Origin of the sequence: Coraliomargarita algicola (genome assembly GCF_033878955.1) — a bacterium.
GTDB classification, from domain to species: Bacteria; Verrucomicrobiota; Verrucomicrobiia; order Opitutales; family Coraliomargaritaceae; genus Thalassobacterium; species Thalassobacterium algicola.
The window spans coordinates 4,219,804-4,239,156 of record NZ_CP138858.1 but is presented as its reverse complement, the minus strand read 5'-3'; the positions used below and the strand labels follow the sequence as shown (position 1 = coordinate 4,239,156).

Genomic DNA, 19,353 nt, shown 5'->3' with positions numbered 1-19,353 from the left:
GTAAAATAATGATCTCCATCAGACAAGCTCTCAACCTGCGTTTACTCGCGCTATGCAGTGCCATCACCTCTCCATTGATCGGCAGCACTTCGCCCGAATCGAACGCAATCATGGCCCCGGCATCGACGGACGTATCGAGTTTCCAGACAGAACATCAGGCGACCTTGTCCATCGTCGATGTGGACAACTCTAAAGCTCTACAAGTCAACTTCCCAGCCAGTAACTCGTATCCAGGACTCAACCTCCCGATGCCTGCCGACGCTTGGAACCTATCTGCCTATGCAGGTCTTGAAGCTGAAATCGTCAACACCAGCTCCGAACGACTCAACATCAGTATGCGTGTCGACAATAAGGGCCACTGGAAAGACGAACCATGGAATACCAATAATGTATGGCTCGCAGCGGGTGAATCCGCCCGCCTGACGGTGCAGTTTGGACAATCCTTCGGGAAGCCCAGCTACTCGCTGGATAGCAGTGCCATCAGCGCGGTAAAGCTCTTCATCAGCAAACCATCCGTGAATGGCAGCATTCTCATCAAGTCCATCCAGGGAGTGGGCAAAGGCGCGCCACAAGTTGCTCCGGCGACTCCAACACCTGCAAACATGCCCGCAGTGAGCCACGCTAGCGCCGGCGATGTGACGATCTATACGCCGGCACAAGGCGTCGCTGGCGTAAAAATCGAAGAAGCCCCACAGATCGCTGCCGACAGCCAGGGGCTCACGGTGCAATTCCCGGAGGGCGGCAAATATCCGGCCGTCAACTTCCAGAGCCCGAGTGGTTCCTGGGATATGTCCGCTTACAAGGCAATCGAAGCGGTCATTGAAAACACTGGCAGCACTTCGATCCGACTCGGTCTACGTATCGACAACGAAGGTCACTGGCAGAAGGAACCATGGAGCAGCGGCCAACTTACGATTGCCCCAGGAAAGACTCAAACCATGACGGTTCCTTTCGGCACCAAGTATGGTCACCCCAGTGAGGGCTTTAATCCCGCCAAGATCATTAATGTCAAATTGATGGCACTACAGCCGAAACCCGGCTCACAGCTACGCTTGATCTCGATCCAACCCGTTCAACGCGGAAATGCGTCCGCTAGCACAGCGAACACGAATTCTAGTAACGCTAATAGAATCCAAGGCGAAGCGATCTTCGACCCGACCAGTAGCGACATCAGCGATATTCACGTAGAGCAAAATGGAACGGCATTGAGCCTGGGCAACCACCAAGGCAGCCCTGCAGTTGACATCAAATTTGTCACCAACACTCAGTATCCAGGCCTCAACTTCCTCGCCGCTGGTGAGACGGTGAATCTCTCAAAATTTGCTGGTGTGAGTGCAAAACTTCATAACGCAGGCTCCGAAAAGTTACGCATGACCCTGCGTGTTGACAATGCGGGGCATTGGAAAAACGAGCCATGGAATACCAGCAAGATTACCCTGCAACCAGGCGAGACAAAAGACCTGCGCGTCACCTTTGGACAAAACAACAATAATGCTCCAGGCTTTCCGCTCGATCCATCGAAGATCACTCAGATAAAGCTGTTTGCCACCGACAAATACAGCATAGCGCCCCAGCTTCAGCTCCTCAGCCTAACTGGGGTAGCCAAAACCACTGGCAGCACTACGGCTTCGACTAATTTTAATGTGCCAGCAATCGACGGTGTGTTCTATAAAATCAGCGCCGATTCAGACCTCTCACAGCTCGGTCAAAATCACACATCTGTCAGCATCGACGAGAACACTGGCAGTCCGGCTCTCAAGGTCCACTTCGACTCCAGCACACATTACCCCAACGTGACCTTCCCCTGCCCTGATGGCGGCTGGAATATGGAAACCTTCGGCGGTATCAAAGTCGACGTGACCAACCTGAGTGATCGCAAGCTCAGCAACATCACCATGCGGGTGGACAACCCCTCGACTCCCGGGAATAAAACACCTTGGAACAACGAGAAGATCACACTCGAAGCGGGAGAGACCAAAACGCTCGAACTTGTCTTCGGCGGCACGGAAGAGAGCCCCAAGTATCCACTCGACCCGACTATGATATCTGGTGTGCAAGTCTTTCAGGCACATCTTAAAGAAAACAGCACACTCCTGCTCAAGAACCTCCGCGCATTTGGTAGCCCCAAAGCGACACCGACTGCGGCGTGGACCTCCTCCCTCGAGGATCGCGATACGCCTGTCACTCCACCCGAATGGCTGGGCACACGCCCTCCTGTTGAAGGTGATTGGGTCGTCACCTTCGATGAAGACTTCGAAGAAGGCACTGCACCCAATCCTGAGATCTGGAACTACAAGCTCTCCCACGATGCCCTGCACCCCGGCGAAGCACGCAATACCGCGGAGAATGTCTACATCGAAGATGGCGCGATGGTCATCAAAGCAGAAGTGAGAACAGGCCACCACCACGACGATCCCAAGCTACCGACCAGCGAATATTCTTCAGGCGCAGTCACCACCTACGACAAATGGACCCAATGCTACGGCTACATGGAAGCACGCATGAAGCTGCCCAAGGCGCGCGGCCTTTGGCCCGCATTCTGGACCATGCCCGACCGTGGCGAAGAAAGCGGACTGGGTAAGTGGGAGCGCCGCACCACGGCCAATGCACACGGTCAAGGCATGGAGATCGACATCCTCGAATATTTGACCGAATGGGGACGTGGCCGGAATAACGTAGCCACTCACTGGGATGGCTATGGCGAAAACCACAAAAGCTGGAGCTACAGCCACATGTATTACGGCCCCACTCCGGATGGCTGGCATACCTTTGGCCTGCTTTGGGAACCGGGCAAACTCAGTTGGTATATCGATGGGCAACTCAAGTGCGTATGGGAAAACGAACGGATTATTGATGTGCCGAGTTATCTCATCCTGAACCTGCAAATGGGCCGCTGGGCCACTAAAGATGTCGACCGTGCCAGCCTGCCCGACTACTTTAAAGTGGATTACGTTCGCGCTTGGCAGCTCAAGTCACGACTCTAGGAGAATGAGCTCTGCATTGACTATACCCACCCCACGCAAGCGGCGCACGACAAGACCCCATAAACTTGCACGTTGTGTCTCGATTGTCAGCGCAGTTGTCCTGCTGTCAGTCACTGGATGCAGCCCGGAGACGGAGGCTCCCAGCTCTGCTGCAACAACAGATCCGCTCGAAATCGGTCTGAGTGAGCTCCGGGCCTTTAACTTCAACCAGGCGTATGCGATTCTACTCGAACATTCGCGGCATATCAGCCCAGACGATAATGATTGGCCACTCGCCACCTATAGTCTGGCGCTGGCTACCTGGCATCAGGCGCCCACAACCCAGCAAGCAATCGACGACGCGACAGTGCTTTTTAAATCTGTAGTTGAAAAAGCACCACAAGACTCCTTGGCGGCAAGCGCCCTACTCGACTTGGGAAGAATCGCTGAATTGAGTCAGTCCGAAGAGGCCGCCCAACAAGGGCAGTCTTACTATCAACGTGTGCAGGACGAATTCCCCGGCACCGAAATGGCGGTGCGCGCCAGCTTACTACAAGCGCAATCCCTCGCCCGCAGCTTAGACCAGAGCCAGGTCAAGCAGGCGATTCATATTCTAAAACAAATCACCCAGTCGCAACCGAACACGCCATGGAGAGGCACGATCGAACAATACATCGCCCATCTGTATGCATTCTATCTCGATGATATTGACGAAGCCATCACGCATTATTCGATAGCAAAGGACGTCGGCTTCCCACGCGCCTCCGACACAGACCTCTCACTCTGGCAACTGGGACTCTGGCAACAAAAGGCAAAGCAAGACCTCGCCGCAGCCGAGACATTTACCGAGCTAGTCGAAGCGCACCCGCGTAGTGTTTACGGCACCGTCGCCCGCAAGCGTATTATAGAAATCGCGAACAAACACCCCGAGGCCAACATCCGTATCCCCGAACTCGCTGAAGTTCGCTTGGGCAGATAACTCCGATCATAACAACAGATGAATCGATTTCTTAAAAATTTTAATCTGAATTGGATCGCAGCCGCACTGCTCCTAGGAGCGTTCATTTTCAGTGCCGTGCGCTTCTACCTCATCACCGATGAAAACACCAGCGCGGAAGCTGACGCGTCCGGCAAGCGGGTCATTCGCATCGCACACTGGCAACTCGAACCCGGCTTTCGCGAAAGTATGCAGTGGGCCATCGATCTCTACAATGCACGTCCCGAAGTGAAAGCTGCCAATGTCGAGATCGCACAACTCGCACTCCCCTCGCAGTTTTATAACCAGTTCATCTACGTTCATATGATCAGCGGGACCGCGCCGGACATCGCGGTCAAACGCGACACCGCGACCATTAAAGGCAATGCCTTGTCTAAGTTCTTCACTCCCCTGGGCAGCTACGTCGATCAGCCCAATCCATACAACGCACCCGAATATCAAGTCCCCGACCTGCCCGATGAGCTATCGCAATTCTTAGCCAACTCTCCATGGCGCGACACCTATTTCGATGGCATGCAGAGTGCCTACGATACTTCACTGAGCGACTACTACACCATCCCCATCAGCTCTTGGGGCGGCTACCGTGTCTTCTATAATTTGGAAATCCTGGCACAGGTAAAGTCCTTCGCCCTCGCAGCGGCCACGGCGACGCCAAGTGAAGAATGGATTCAGCCCCTATGGCGCTCTGCCGAGCAGGCGGACGGCTTCATCCCCCAAGCCGCTGGGCAGGCATGGCTACAAAACGATCAAGTTCCTCAAACGCTTGGACAATTCATGCTCTACTGCCACGCGGTGCAAGCATACGCCAAAGCGAAAGACGAGCCCTACCTCACTCCCATCTCGGCCAGCAGCTACGGCCCCGACCAAATCGGAAGCACCTACAGCTCGCAATTCCTCTCAAAGAGCTGGGAGGCACTCAGTCTCGACCTAGGCGGCAACTTACATACCATGGAGTTTATCGCAGGCTACGAACGAGGCGTATGGGATTTCGACGCACCGGCATTCCTCGAATATTTCAAACTACTCAAACGCTTCACCAGCTTCTATCCAAACGGCTTTCTGGGGCTCGACCGTGAGCAAGCCAGACGCCGGTTTGTGCTGGGCCAGTCGGCGATCTACTACGCAGGCGGTTGGGATGCATCCAGCATTTATAAAGGCGTCAACAGTCGCGATGAACCTGAGGATCGCTTCCCGATCGAAGTGGCCCCCAGCCCGATTGCAGCCCCCGGTGAGCGCTGGGATGATTGGGTGGATGAAAGAGTGACCGAAGCCGACGCCGTCGGCGGCGTGCCTTTTGCCATTAACAAGCGTAGCCCCAATTTTGATTGGGCACTCGACTTTCTCCAGTTCATCTCATCGCACCGTATTAACGAAGCGTTTAATCAACGCGCGGAATGGCTGCCGGTGATCGTCGGGGCAAAACCGCCGGCCACGATGCAAGCATTCATCCCCATCGTTCAAGGCTTCCCTAAGAGTTTTATTCTCAACATGCAGCGTGGCGACGCGCCTGCCTCGATCCGCAACGCATACGGTCTCAATATGAAACTGTATCTGACCGGCGACATCGAAGCCACCGAATTCCAAGCCCGCATGTCCGAAGCACTCGACAATTCCAATATCGGCACCCGCAGAGCCTGGATCAAAGCCAAACAAGATGCCATTGATAATTCCCGCGCCAACGACCGCACTTTATCCGTCGAGCGCTTAAGTGCCGAACTCGGCTCCGAAGCTGCGGGTCAACGTGAACGCGCACTCTTCTATCTCGGCCTAACTGAAGGCGAAGGTGCGCATGTCGAACGCTGGTGGCATGAGCTATATCCCGCAAAAGAGTATCCATCTTACTAATACTTTCCTTTTAACAGCGCCTTTTCTGTAGATGCCTATTCAATCTGACGTTCCCCCGACTCCTGTGCCCGACGCCCACTCCAAGGGCAAAATACGCGCGAAGCTGTTTCAAAAAAGTAAACTCTTTGTGGCACTCTATTTGTTAGTGCTGCCGACCACGCTATCTTTGCTGATCTTTAGTTACTACCCGAAGATCGATGTCTTTCTGATGTCCTTCTTCCGTTGGCAACCACCCACGGTGCAGGAGTTCATCGGGTTGCGTAATTTCAAGGAAGCCTTTTCAGACCCGATGTTTTGGCAGTCCTTCAAGCTGGTCGGCATCCTACTGGTCGCCAATTTGTTTAAACTGTGGCCGGGCATCCTCGCCGCCATCGCTTTGAACCGGGTCAAGAACGATCGGCTGCGCTACTTGATTCAGGTCTGCTTCGTCATCCCGATGATCATTCCAGCCATGGTCTTTCTCTTGATCTGGAAAAACTTTTACGATCCGGACTTTGGTCTGGTCAACCGCTTCCTCAACCTGACCGGCGGCATGCACTTGCTGGACTGGATGGATACCGCCATGCCGCGTCTCTCCGAGTCTCTGGCACCACTACAAGCGGGCATCATCTCGCCCATCTTCGGCGGCATCGGCGGGATGATCATTCTGGGCGCTTTCATTTTTGCCGCCAGTAAACGCAAGCAACACAACGCCTCGCGTTGGGGCGACTATCTCACGCTGCTGGCTGGCGCCTCGATCTTGCCGCTCTTCAATGTCTTTATGGGTATTCAGGCAGACCCTACAGATTTCAAAGTGCTGCTGGCCGCGATTGTCGTGATCCTTTGGATGTTTGCCTGCGCCTGCCGCATGCAGGGCGCATGGATCGCCTGGCCCTTCCTCTTGCTCGGCGGCATTGGTGTCTTTTGGCAGGAGCTGTGGCGCTTGCCGCTGGCCATGTTTGTGGCCTTAACAATCTTCGAGCTCATTCGCCTGAAGAAAGACGATTACGCTGCCGGCCCTTACTTCAAAACCATCGCCGGCCTGCTGATCGGCATTGGCGTCGCCTTTATCTTTCTCGGCAATATCTGGACGCAGCCCAATGGGCAGTTTGCCAATGGCTCGCCGGCTTGGCTGGGCAATAAGGACTTAGTCATCCCTGCCATTCTCTTTTGGGGCTTCCCCTGGGTGGGCACTGTTGGGGTGTTGATCTATTTGTCCGGCCTACAAAACATTTCCGAAGACGTGTATGAGGCCGCGCAACTCGACGGCGTCAGCCCGCTCGGTATGATCTTTAAGATCGAGCTGCCTCTGATCATGACACAGGTGCGGATTAATCTGATCTTCATGACCATCGGCACGCTGACCACTTACGAGATCTTCCTCATCCTGCTCGGCCCCGACGGTGGTCCCGGCGGCAAGGGCATGGTGCCCGGCCTCTATATGTTTAGCGCCGCCTTCACCGAAGGTCGCTTCGGCTACGCCTGCGCGCTGGGCATGGTGCTCTTCGTCATCATCCTGCTGCTGACCATCGTTTACCAAAAATACGTGAAGGTCGAAAAGTAAGCTCTTAACAGATTTCCCCCAATGACTCCACAAACTCAGAACAAAATCGGTGAAACGGTGAAGCTCGGCTACCTGGCCTTCATCCTCACCTTCGCCTTCTTCCCCCTCTACGTGATGCTGGTCGTCAGCTTTAAGAGCAACGAACAGTTCCTGGCCAACCCCTGGTTCTTCGACGCCCTCTCCACTTGGAACTGGGAGAACTGGGCCATCGGCTGGAACACGGTCAGCGGCTACATTTGCAACTCCATCTTCGTCTCCTTCCTCGGCACCTCGATCACTCTGTGTATCGTGCTGATGTGTTCTTATGCCATCGCCCGCTATGATTTCCCGGGCAAAAACATCATCTTCTATCTGGTCATGGCCACCATGTTCCTGCCCGGCACCGTGGCCGCGCTGGTCACACTCTTCGACCTCTTGCGCCGCATGGGCTTGGTCAATAACCTCTGGGCCCTGGTCCTGATGGCCTCCGTCGGCGGTCAGGTGGCGGGTGTCTTTATCCTGCGCAACTTCATCGAAGATATCCCGAAAGAGCTCTTCGAGTCCGCCCAGCTCGACGGTGCGGGCCACCTGCAACAGATCCGCCACATCATCCTGCCGCTCTCCGCGTCGATTATCTCGGTCACCTGCATCATGGACTTCCTCGGCTCCTGGAACAACACCATCCTGCCGCTCTTGCTGCTGCGCGACGACCAGCTGCTCACCATCCCCGTCGGCCTCTTCCGCCTCGACGGTGAATACGTCAAACAATACGGGCAACTCATGGCCGGCTACGCCATCTCTTCAGTGCCACTGCTGATCATCTTCCTGTTCTCAATGAAGTTCTTCGTCAAAGGCCTCTCCGCCGGAGCCGTCAAAGGCTAGGCGGCTTCGCCTTGAACGTCGAACGTCCAACTTTGAACTCCAAATGGCGAAGCATTGAAAAACGCCATCCGCACCCACTGCAATTAGTCATCATTCATCACCCATCAGTCATCCAATCCCATGGCCACCGTCACACTCAGCAAACTCGACAAAACTTACAGCCCGGGCAAGAAGGACAGCTTTCGTGCCGTCAAAGGCATCGATCTGGAAATCCGTGACAAGGAGTTCATGGTCTTCGTCGGCCCCTCGGGCTGTGGCAAGTCCACCACCCTGCGCATGATCGCCGGTCTGGAAGAGATCACCGGCGGCATCCTCAAGATCGGCGAGCAGATCATGAACGATGTCGAGCCCAAGAATCGCGGCATCGCCATGGTCTTCCAGAACTACGCGCTCTACCCACACATGACGCTCTTCGACAACATGGCCTTCGGCCTGAAGCTGAACAAGACGCCGCGTGACGAGATCAAGAGGCGTGTGGATGAAGCCGCCGATATCCTCGGGCTGACCAGTATGCTCGACCGCAAGCCCAAGGCACTCTCCGGCGGACAACGTCAACGCGTCGCCGTCGGCCGCGCCATCGTGCGCAAGCCCGACGTCTTTCTCTTCGACGAGCCCCTCTCCAACCTTGACGCCAAAATGCGCGTGCAAATGCGCACCGAAATCTCCCGCCTACATGCGCGCCTGGACGCCACCATGATCTACGTCACCCACGACCAAGTGGAAGCGATGACGATGGGCGACCGTATTTGCGTGATGAAAGACGGCAACATCATGCAAGTCGACGAGCCGCTTCAGCTCTACAACAACCCGAAAAACATGTTCGTCGCCGGCTTCATCGGCTCGCCCCCCATGAATTTCTTTGATGGGAAATGCGTCGAAGCAAACGGCACAACCTACTTCGAAGAAGCAGGCGAGACAGAGCCCTTCCGTCTCGCACTTAAAGGGCAGCTACTAAGCGCGGCTCAAAAACAAGGCACCAAGTCAGCCGTATTCGGCGTGCGCCCCGAACATATCACGGTGTCCGATACCATCGGCGAAGATAGCATCGCAGCCATCATCGATGTATCCGAGCCCATGGGCGCGGAAACGTATCTGTATTTAAACACACTTGCCGGCCATAGCTTCATCGCCAAAGTCGAGGCCGAGCACGCCTTCAAAATCGGGCAAACCGTTCACCTCAAATTCAATCAAGAACGCGCGGCACTCTTCGACCGGGAGTCGGAGAATCTCATTTAAACTATCAGTCCTCGCCGCCCACGGTTCAGCTACCGTGTCCTCCCATCACTATTAGAAATTCGCCTATGTCATCCCAACAGCCCAATATGATCTACATTGTTGCCGACCAGTGGCGCGGTGACTGCCTTGGTATCTACAAGAATCATCACCCGGTGATGACCCCACACCTCAATCAACTGGCATGCGAGGGGGTGAACTATCGGCACGGCTATGCGGACTGCCCCATCTGTATGCCTCAGCGGGCCACCATGCTGACCGGAAAAACCGGCTCCCAGACCCGCTGTATTACGAATTTCGATACAAACTCCGCACCCGAGATCGATCCCTCACGGACCCTGCCCGGGCGGCTGACCAAGGAGGCCGGCTACCAAACCAAGGCGATTGGAAAGATGCACTTCGTGCCTCAGCGCGCACGGCATGGCTTTGAGCATGTAACGCTACACCCGGATGACTATCTATGGTGGCTGGAAGAACAAGGCCAGGGAGGTAGCTTTCGTGGCCACGGCCTGGGCGGCAATGAAGTCTACCCCACCGAAGCTGTCACCGACCAGCGTTACTACCACACCACATGGATCATCGATCAGGCCATCCGCTTTCTAGAACAGCGCGACCCCGCCAATCCGTTCTTTCTCTACATTATCTTTGAAGCGCCCCACAGTCCATTTGATCCCCCGCCGCCCTACGATCGGATGTATGATAATTTCACCATCCCCGCCCCCGTTGAAGGCAACTGGCGCGAGAACGATTATCCAGCCAGCTTCGAAGCCAAGCGCATCGGCGGGAAATACGACTATATGCAGCCCGAAGCCATCGCAGAGGCGCGCAGACGCTACTACGGACAAATGTCGCATATCGATTATCAATTGGGACGCCTATTCGGCTCGCTACGAAGCCATGGCATCGACGATCAAACCGCCATCGCATTCACCTCCGACCATGGCGAATGCCTCGGGGACCACGGTATATTTGCCAAGCACAACTTTCTCGAATCAGCCGCCCGCGTGCCCTTCATCTTACGACTGCCCCCGCAGTTCAGGGAGCAATATCAAACTGCGCAAGCCGACACGCCCGTGCTCACGGCCGACCTCTGCCCCACATTCCTGAATATGGCGGGCTTAACTCCAGATCGCACCACAGAGGGACAATCCTTGCTACAAGCAAGCCAACGAGAGTTCATCTTCGGCGAGACCCCCGAAAGCGCGATGATTCTCGGCCGCGGTTACAAGTTCATCTATTATATCGCCGGCGGCAATGAGCAGCTATTCAACATCCACCAGGATAGCGATGATCGGGAAAACCTGGCGCATTCCGCAGATTTTGCGTCCATCCAGGCAGAACTTAAAGCCAAGTTGATCGACTACCTGACACACAACAAGAGCCCCATGGTCAAGGACGGCGCACTCGTCAATCAACCCGTCAATATCGACACCGACTGGCTCCGCCGCATGAACCCATGCGCCTGCCGCGGTCCCATGCACGGCGGTGATGGTTATTAGTCATCATCACCGAGAATGGCGACGGGCGGGCGAAATATCAGTCCTCCGTGCAGCTTAGCTCAGAGGTATAGCGAGGCGTCGCCCACATTTTCTTCAAAAAATGTGCGAGCATTTTGGGCTGACGCTCACGGGTAAAAACACCCTTCTTATTGCCGCCGACTCGCGCAAAGTTTTGTGCCGTGCGGAAGTCCGCGAAGTTCCAAAGGTGCTCACCAACGACGTAGTCCAGGTCGCGCATCACTTCAATCAAGCCCATTACTAACTCGGTCTGATACTCTTCACTCCATTGCTCGGCTGGCAGCGAGTGCAGGCCCGCAATCGTATCCGCCCCGAATTCCGTGATCAAAATAGGCTTCTGAAACGCGTTGTGCATCTTCTCAAGAGTGTCCCGTAGATCCTCCTTCGCTTCAGCCACTTGGCCCGGCAAGTGATACCAGCCTGGATACAAGTTCACACTGACTACATCGAAGAAATCCATCACCAGGTCCTTTTCCGCCTTACAGGTCACCATCGTAATCGGACGCGTGGCATCCATCGAACGTGCGAGCTCCGAAAGCTCCTTGAAATACGACACAGCAACTTCACGATCGGTGGTGGCTTCATTGGCCACAGACCACATGATAACGGATGGGTTATTGCGATCCCGTTCAATCAGCTCGGCCAACACCTGTTTGTGATTTTTCAATGTATTCTGATTCACATAATCAAAGTTGATCGAAACCGCAGGTGTCTCCCCGATGATCAATAGCCCTTGCTCGTCGGCCAGTTGAATCAACTCTTCTGAATAAGGGTAGTGTGTGGTGCGATAAGAGTTCGCATGGATCCAATGTAGGATCTCATGGTCCCGGATATTCACACTGTGATTGAGCCCCTTCCCGATCACAGGAAAATCCTCATGCCGGCCAAAGCCCTGCAGATACACGGGCTTGCCGTTGAGCAAGACACGGTTTTTCGTCACTTCCACCGTGCGAATGCCGAAGCGCTGCGTGTATTCGTCGAGCAAAGCACCACTGGCATCCAAAATTTGGATACGCGCATGGTAGAGCTCCGGTTGCTTAACGTCCCAGAGTCGCGCATCGCTCACCGCAAAGGCCCCCGAAAAACGGTCTCCCGCGATCTCAGCCTCTGTGCGGGTCCCCGTCTCTTCGCACTCGATCACGACCTTGGCCGCGGTGCCGCCCAGAGTGCCCGCGAGCTTCACCTCCGCATCGGCCCCATTGACCAAAGTTTCGACAACGACGGATTCAAGCCATGCTACCTTCGAGGTGGTGTAGATCGAAACCGGGCGCTGGATGCCACCATAGGGAAAAAAGTCAAAAGGTGTGTCTGGATATTGCCCCGCAAATTGCCCCGGCTCCGGTTGGTTCTGCAGGTTGCCCATCGGAATGGTTTCCGCAGACAGCAAATTATCGAGGCGCACGCAGAGGCGATTCTCCTGATCAAAGCTGACGCAGTCCGTGATGTCGAATTCGAAGGGTGTATAGCCGGTCTCATGGTCACCGAGACGCACTCCGTTCAGATACACCGCCGCCCGGTAACTTGCCGAAGCAAAGCGGAGCACGATACGCTCCTCCCGTAGCAGGCGAGGCATCGTAAAGCTACGGGTATACCAAACACCTTTATCCCAAGTGCGAAAGACCTCCTCGGTATAGAGGTCATTGTAACTGCTGGGCACGGCCACTTGTTTTTCAGCTTTAAAGCCCTGTGTATAATCACCGGCATCCAGCTCACGGGAAAAATCCCAGATCCCATTAAGATCAAATAAACTACGTGTCGTGGTTTGTTTTGGATAAATCATTGTATGTCTCTCAATATTTTGCGCTAGCCCAGGATCACATCGACCACAACCTGCGCACTGCCGTCAGGCACAATGACCGTGCCTTCGATCGCTGCGCCATTGACTAGGATCTGACGGACACTGCCACACGGCTTGCGCTGCTCGAAGCTGAACTCGTAATCCGTGCCACGGAAATGACGATGGAAGGCAGCCTGTTTCCATTCGGGCGGCAAGCAAGGGTCGACCAGCAAGCCGTCCCACTGCGGACGTATCCCAAAAACAAAATGCGTGAACGCATAGTAGAACCAGCCCGCCGCGCCCGTCCCCCAGCTTTGGCCTGCGCTGCCATATCGGTAAGAGCCATCGATTGCGAAATAACTATTGCACAGCACATACGGCTCACAGGGCTTGCGCTCTGAATGATCCGTGAATGGCAAAATCGTCTTCAAGGCGAAGGCCACATTCTCGTGTCGCTTGAGCAGTGAATCGGCTGCGAGCTTAAAGGTGCAAGCGTGCAAATACACACCGCCGTTTTCATGCGTCCCCGGGGTCTTGCCTGTCGCCAGTCCGATACGATCGTCCCAACCATCATAGGGATCGAGCATCGTGCGCGTGCCCAGCTTGGAATTCAAATAGCGATCCGCAGAGTCCATTGCCTGGGCGCCCCGTTCACCACGTGCCGCGCCGGCATAGACAGACCAGACCTGTGGCAATAAAAACATGCGGGCTTTATCATTTCGAGCCGAACCAATCGTCTCGCCATCGTCATGGTAAGCGCGCAGATACCACTCACCATCCCATGCGCTGCGATCGACGATTTCTCGCATATCCTCGGCCCAGGCTTCCGCCTGCACGGCATCGGACACGCGCCCACTCAAGCGCGCTAAATCTGCAAATTTCGAACATGCACTGACCCAGGCCATGCTCAGCCAGACGCTTTCACCTTTGCCCTGCGGGCCAATACGATCGAGACAATCATTCCAATCGCCACTGCGTATCTTTAATAAGCCATGCGGTCCACGATCGTTGTCATAAAATGCAATCGAGCGCTGCACGTGCTCATACAAGCTGCCCTCACTCCCGTCGTTGTAGGGGATCATCGTCTCCAGAATATCACTCGTGCCCTTTTCCATCACCAGCGCATGCACTGCGGCCGCGATCCAGACATGATTATCAGAAAAATCCTTATCGAGAATCTTGCCATCCAACCAAGTGCGTGGCGCATAGCCATTCGGGTATTGAAACGAAAGCACCCGCTTCAACTGCCGGAATGCCTCATCCGGTGCAAACAGCGCCAACGAGCCGATGTCTTGAATCTGATCACGAAACCCGTTGTGACGGACGCGTGCCCAGCGTGTGCCGAGCGAGAGCTGCCGCTTGAGCCAGGGGTTAAAAAAAGCGTTCAACGCAGTATCCGGTGTTTCGATACGCCCATCGCCGACTAAAGCCAGGATCTTGTCACGGCTGGTTTGCCAGGCCTGTGTCATCTTTTCAGGCGATAAAAAGCGTTCCCGTAGCGCCGCGACTTCGTCGAGGTCCACCACGCCGCCTGCCAACAGGCAGACCGTGACAGTCTCGCCGGGCGCCAAGAGCACTGCTGTCTGCAGTGCGCAGCAGCTCTTTTCCATTTCCGAGCCCGTTCCGCCACACTGTCCGCGCGCCACGGCATCAGGAAACAGCTCTGTGCCGCTCCCGAGAAAACCGCGCTCTGCCACATCGTAACCCGTCACCGTCCGATCCATAGTCAGGAAAATCCGCACCTCCTTGGCTTCTCGAAAGGCATGTAATTTAGACAAGCTGACCGCATCCAAGTCCGGATGAAAAGCGCCATGCCCGTCATAATAACTTTGTGGACGCAGCACGCCATCAAAGGACGTCCCCATATAGGCAAACAAATCCAGCGTGCGGGAGGTGCTGCCCTGATTCGTCAGTGTCACTTGCCAGCATTCACAGGGCGCCTCATCAGGGATGAACCAGCGCAAGACGGACGACACACCATGCGTTTCGCTTTCAATTTCCGAATAGCCCATACCATGGCGACACTGCGCGCCCTCCGAGCTATGCACCGGCAGTGCATTTAAATTCCAAAACTCGCCACTCTCCTGATCGCGCAGATACACCATACGATTGGAGGCCACATGAAAGCGCTGCCCGCGCTCATCCTGAATGATGCTCTCGCCACGCCCGCACTGCGAAAACAAGCCGACGATCGAGTCATTCCAGGCATAGTTATACCAATCCCGAGGTGTCTTCAGGTCGGTAATCACATATTCAGAGGCAGTGCTATCAAAATAGCCGTTGGTAGAGTCGCAAATGGGGTCCATAGATCGAGTGTTCATTTCAAGAAACCAACATCATAGCAGGTTCTAGCAAAACACAGGAGTCATCCGCTGATATCTCTGATGTCACTTCCTGATTCTAAAGAGCACACAGGTCCCCAACCGCGTATCTTTGCGATTGCTGTGCATTACAAAAAAATCCCGCGGCTTCGACATCGAAACCGCGGGATTTAGCAAAGAGTATAACGGAGTCGCGACTCAATTAGCGACGGCGACGAATCATCACAGCTCCAAGCGCGAGGAAGCCCGCAAGCATTGCGTAAGTGGATGGCTCGGGATCATCGCGGTGCCAGTGAATGCAACGTTGTCCAATAAACTGGAAATACTAGAACCATCGTGGCCTAGGTTTCCTTCAAAATCAAATGTGAACACCGCGGACTCTCCTGCTCCGAGGGTCGTATCTGCCAAGTAGTCCGATAGCGTATAATCGTAGTCGGGCAAATTAGCATTTGTGATACCAGCAGTCGGCGTCTGCACAACTTGGGTACCAATCGCGGTACCACCCGCACCTAAGCCACCAGAAGTGTATGTAATATCAAATGTAGTGAAGCCATTTCGACCAGAACTTGAACCTTGCCTTGAAATGAAATCAAAATTCAAAGTATCAATACTATAGGCTGAGACCGTATTGTTAGTGAGTGTTAAGGTGAGGCTGGTGCCATTATCCTCTCGCACCAGAAGAGCACTACTTGCTGTAGACGCACCACTAAGAGTGCCAAAGGTTCCATCGTTTGAACCAAAACCAGTAATCGCTCGCGAAGCATCATAACCAATCGAAGCAGTGAAGCCTGCGAAAGTAAAGTCTGCGTCAAGCTCAGAGCCAGAGTTGTCCGCCCAGACGTCCCAGGAGGCTAGAGTGGTCGCATGCGCAGTGGCGCTGAGTAGCGAAACTGAAACTGCAGTAAGAAAAGAAGGTAATAATTTCATATTTTTTTAGTTTTGGTTGGGGTTCAACATTAGGTGAGATTCAAAATTATTGGAATCGACCACAAGTGTATCAAACTTCTGCCCACTGCGGTAGTCATCTGCCGATGCTTTTGGTGTTAATTGCTGACCATTCACGAAAAAACAGTAATAAGAGCGCTGCGACTTTCTCAGTGAAAGCTTAAACACATATCAATACGGCACTCACAAATTTTGTTGGGTCATATAGCGATAAGTGACACACACATACCGATGCAATCCCCAATATTCTAAGCAGTATTTGAGACTTTGAAAGATGATTTAGCTGCTCGCCGCAAAACGTCCATTGTGATAATGCAGGTAACTTATCGGCAGCCGACTCGCTTAAAGCTTAACATCATAAAAGACTCGACATTCTCCTCAACGATAAAAATCCAAGAATCCAAACACCTTTTAGCCCATTTATCTATTTCATTCCGAAGTCAGCAAGTGACGCTAGAAGTATCGGCAGATGACTCACGCGGTTTGAAGAAATCTGATAGACTAGTGCCCCACCCCTGATTATCCGCATCATGAGACAACACAATCTATTAACTGCAGCTGCCTCCCTAGCAGCGCTCGCCTTATATACCCTGACCGGGGTCCCCCCACTACAAGCCGAAGAGACACGCCCGAATATCGTCATCATTATGGCGGACGATCTCGGCTATGAGACCGTCGGCGCCTATGGTGGCTTAGATTTCGAGACCCCCGGATCGACCAAATGGCGGCCGAAGGTGTGCGTTTTAGCCGCATGTATACCAGCCCGGTGTGCACCCCCGCACGCATGAGTTTACACACGAGCTTATACGCGGATGAGCATGGTTACACCTCCGTGTTGCCCGTGCACTATGGCTCCAAGGTTAAAGTGGACTTCAAAAACCAATTTGGCACTTTTGCACAGCAATTTCGTGATCAAGGCTATGACACCTGCACGACTGGGAAATGGCAATTAGCCACCCTCTCCCACTACCCGGATCATATCCGATCGGCTGGTTTTGACTCCTGGTGTGTCTGGCAGATCTGGGATGGCGACAACAATGTAAAGACAGAACGCTATTGGGACCCCTTCATAAACCGGGATGGTTCAATACTCCCGGTGACCAGCAATGACTTCGGGCCCGACATCCTTTACGACTATGTGCTCGAAAAGCTGCAAGCAGCCGCATTGCCGGATGCACCGCCAGTCTTGATTATGCACAATATGATGCTACCGCACACACCGATCATCGACACGCCCGATGATGTTGCGGCTGGCACTACTGGAGATATTTACTCAATGGTCCACTACTTGGACAAACTGGTCGGCGGCATACGCGATGAAGTTGAGCGCTTGGGCATCCAAGACAATACCTACATCTTATTCTTAGGCGACAACGGCACCGAAGCATCACACACATCTGGCTTCAAAGATGGTGTTAAACGCGAAACCGTCGATGGCACTGTGACGGATGGCAAATGGAATCCCGTCCATGGCGGTTGCCATGTGCCCTTTATCGTTTGGGGGCCCGATTCCATCGCGCCCGGCGGCACGGTGGTCGACGACCTGGTTGATATGACAGATATCTACCCGACCGTCTGCAGCTTGGCCGGAGTGCCCTTGCCCAGTGATCATCCGATCCGAGGCCGGAGTATACGTCCACAATTAGAAGGCCGTCCCGGACTCACACGCTCGGTCACCCACGGCGGCATTGATGGCTCGCGCACCATCTTTGACGGCGAATGGCGTTTAAATAATGACGGCGTTTTGCGCGACAGCCGCAATCTACCCACAGAGATCGTGGTCCCCTTAGGTGACCCCGAAGGCGATGCCGCCCGCGAGCGCCTGGAATTACTCGACAACGCCCGTAAGCTAGAGGTCGTCGCGGACGAGGAGCAATGGGTCGTGGATGATCGCGATACTGCGAAGGTAACCAGCACAGGCCTATGGGCGGAGCAGAGCCAAACCGGCGGCTACTACGGGAACGGCTATCAGCAGACAGCCAGCAGCTCAGAGCCTGCAAGCGGAGCACTCACTCTCTCGAGTTTCACATCCACAGAGCCAGCAGACGATCAATTGGGCGTCGTCACAGCAATCTCAGTCGGCTCTCAAAGCTATTCCACCTTGATCACTGGCACCCTCTCTGGCGTCACATCCAGTGACCTGCTCAAAATTGCTGCAAGCGACACCTTCCCAACGGATGCGAGTGTCGCGATTGGTATAAATAATTTGGATACCGCGACTTTAAATAGTCAGTTCACCGTGGACTTTGCCCAAGTGGTCGCGGATACAGATCGGTTTTACATCTTTGATTGTAATGGCAGCCCCACAGCCGACGGCTCCAACGATGTCACCATTCAAGCATTGGACGCAGCAGCACAGCCAGTTGGCAGCCCTTTCGCCATTTCAAATATCAGCATGCTTGACGGAAACCCGACGATTAGCGGACGGAACTGGGATCGCTCCAGCGGCAGTGCGACCTTGCTCAATCGCACAATCGGCACCGTCACCTGGACACTGGCCGACATGGGCTTGAGTGAGTCCGACAATGTGACAGGCTATCAATTAACATCCAGTAACCTCGACACTGCGGCAGTGGGTTTAGCCATAGCAGATTCCGGCGCAGCCCCTGTCGCTGGCGAAGCGCAAACATTTGTTTATACCTACACTGTGCCAGAGAGCGGCGACTATACCATCAGCCTCCGCTGGACCGCTGGAACCGATCGAGCCAGCCAAGTGCCCGTGACCGTAAGCGATTCAGTGACGACGTGGAACTATCAAGTGAACCAGCAATTGAATGGCGGCACATGGAATACCTTAGACACTCTTAACTTAGAGGCCGGTGCTGAATGTGTTGTCACACTGTCAGCGGATGAAGTCGATGGCGTGGTCGTCGCCGATGCACTACGCGTCGCTCCCGAGGGAGTGGCGGGTGTTCGTTTCGAAGATTGGCAACGCGTCTATTTCACATCTGAAGAATTAAGTGATGCAGCACTGGAAGCGACACTCTGGGGCGCTTTGGCCGACCCGGATGGCGACGGACGAGTCAACAAATTGGAATTTGGATTAGGCGGACATCCACGAATCCATGAAGTGCAAAATTCGCGTCCGAGCATAGATGTCGGTGCCAGCGAAACAAAGGTGCATGTGATCTTACGCAGCGGCACCTCAAGCCACGCAGTTCAATTCCTTGCATCGCAAACACTCGCTGCTAATTCCTGGCGCTCCCCCAGCGAACACGCTTTCAGTTTAAAAAACACGATGGAACTAAGCCGAGACTTTCACGAATACTGGTATGCAAGCAACAGTTCTGAGCCCCTCCCCAAGAAAGTTTTCTTTCGCGTCGAAATCCCTTAAGCGCATCCCGCCCAAGA

Annotated in this window: 12 protein-coding genes; 9 read left to right on the top strand and 3 right to left on the bottom strand. The window is 54.3% G+C overall.

Annotated features, from left to right (window positions below):
* The first annotated feature begins 8 nt into the window (after positions 1-8).
* From SH580_RS17405 to SH580_RS17375, 7 genes are all read left to right on the top strand, one after another.
* On the top strand, positions 9-2,984 hold the full coding sequence (locus SH580_RS17405) for a glycoside hydrolase family 16 protein (RefSeq protein ID WP_319832095.1): 2,976 nt from the start codon (positions 9-11) through the stop codon (positions 2,982-2,984).
* Between the two features lie 16 nt (positions 2,985-3,000).
* On the top strand, positions 3,001-3,942 hold the full coding sequence (locus tag SH580_RS17400; protein ID WP_319832094.1) for a tetratricopeptide repeat protein: 942 nt from the start codon (positions 3,001-3,003) through the stop codon (positions 3,940-3,942).
* Positions 3,943-3,960: 18 nt separating this feature from the next.
* A complete protein-coding gene (locus tag SH580_RS17395; protein WP_319832093.1) occupies positions 3,961-5,805 on the top strand; it encodes a hypothetical protein in 1,845 nt (614 codons plus the stop codon).
* Positions 5,806-5,836: 31 nt separating this feature from the next.
* A complete protein-coding gene (locus SH580_RS17390; protein WP_319832092.1) occupies positions 5,837-7,348 on the top strand; it encodes a carbohydrate ABC transporter permease in 1,512 nt (503 codons plus the stop codon).
* 21 nt (positions 7,349-7,369) lie between these two features.
* Entirely contained in the window at positions 7,370-8,209 is an 840-nt protein-coding gene (locus SH580_RS17385; RefSeq protein WP_319832091.1) for a carbohydrate ABC transporter permease, read from the top strand.
* Positions 8,210-8,329: 120 nt separating this feature from the next.
* Positions 8,330-9,445, top strand: a complete 1,116-nt coding sequence (locus SH580_RS17380; protein ID WP_319832090.1) for an ABC transporter ATP-binding protein — start codon at positions 8,330-8,332, stop codon at positions 9,443-9,445.
* 65 nt (positions 9,446-9,510) lie between these two features.
* Entirely contained in the window at positions 9,511-10,941 is a 1,431-nt protein-coding gene (locus SH580_RS17375) for a sulfatase-like hydrolase/transferase (protein WP_319832089.1), read from the top strand.
* 37 nt (positions 10,942-10,978) lie between these two features.
* On the opposite strand, the gene uidA is transcribed toward SH580_RS17375, so the two are convergent.
* The 3 genes from uidA to SH580_RS22240 form a co-directional block, all read right to left on the bottom strand.
* Complete coding sequence (gene uidA / locus SH580_RS17370; protein ID WP_319832088.1) at positions 10,979-12,739, bottom strand: beta-glucuronidase; 1,761 nt, start codon at positions 12,737-12,739, stop codon at positions 10,979-10,981.
* A gap of 23 nt (positions 12,740-12,762) precedes the next feature.
* Positions 12,763-15,042 (bottom strand): GH36-type glycosyl hydrolase domain-containing protein, encoded by a 2,280-nt coding sequence (locus SH580_RS17365; RefSeq protein ID WP_319832087.1) that lies wholly within the window; start codon positions 15,040-15,042, stop codon positions 12,763-12,765.
* Positions 15,043-15,259: 217 nt separating this feature from the next.
* On the bottom strand, positions 15,260-15,313 hold the full coding sequence (locus tag SH580_RS22240) for a hypothetical protein (protein WP_425607163.1): 54 nt from the start codon (positions 15,311-15,313) through the stop codon (positions 15,260-15,262).
* Positions 15,314-16,532: 1,219 nt separating this feature from the next.
* Between SH580_RS22240 and SH580_RS17355 the strand changes: the two genes are divergently transcribed.
* Together SH580_RS17355 and SH580_RS17350 are read left to right on the top strand one after the other, a co-directional pair.
* Positions 16,533-16,790, top strand: a complete 258-nt coding sequence (locus tag SH580_RS17355) for a hypothetical protein (protein ID WP_319832085.1) — start codon at positions 16,533-16,535, stop codon at positions 16,788-16,790.
* Entirely contained in the window at positions 16,724-19,336 is a 2,613-nt protein-coding gene (locus SH580_RS17350) for a sulfatase-like hydrolase/transferase (RefSeq protein ID WP_319832084.1), read from the top strand. Before SH580_RS17355 ends, SH580_RS17350 begins: the two co-directional genes overlap by 67 nt.
* Positions 19,337-19,353 lie beyond the last annotated feature (17 nt).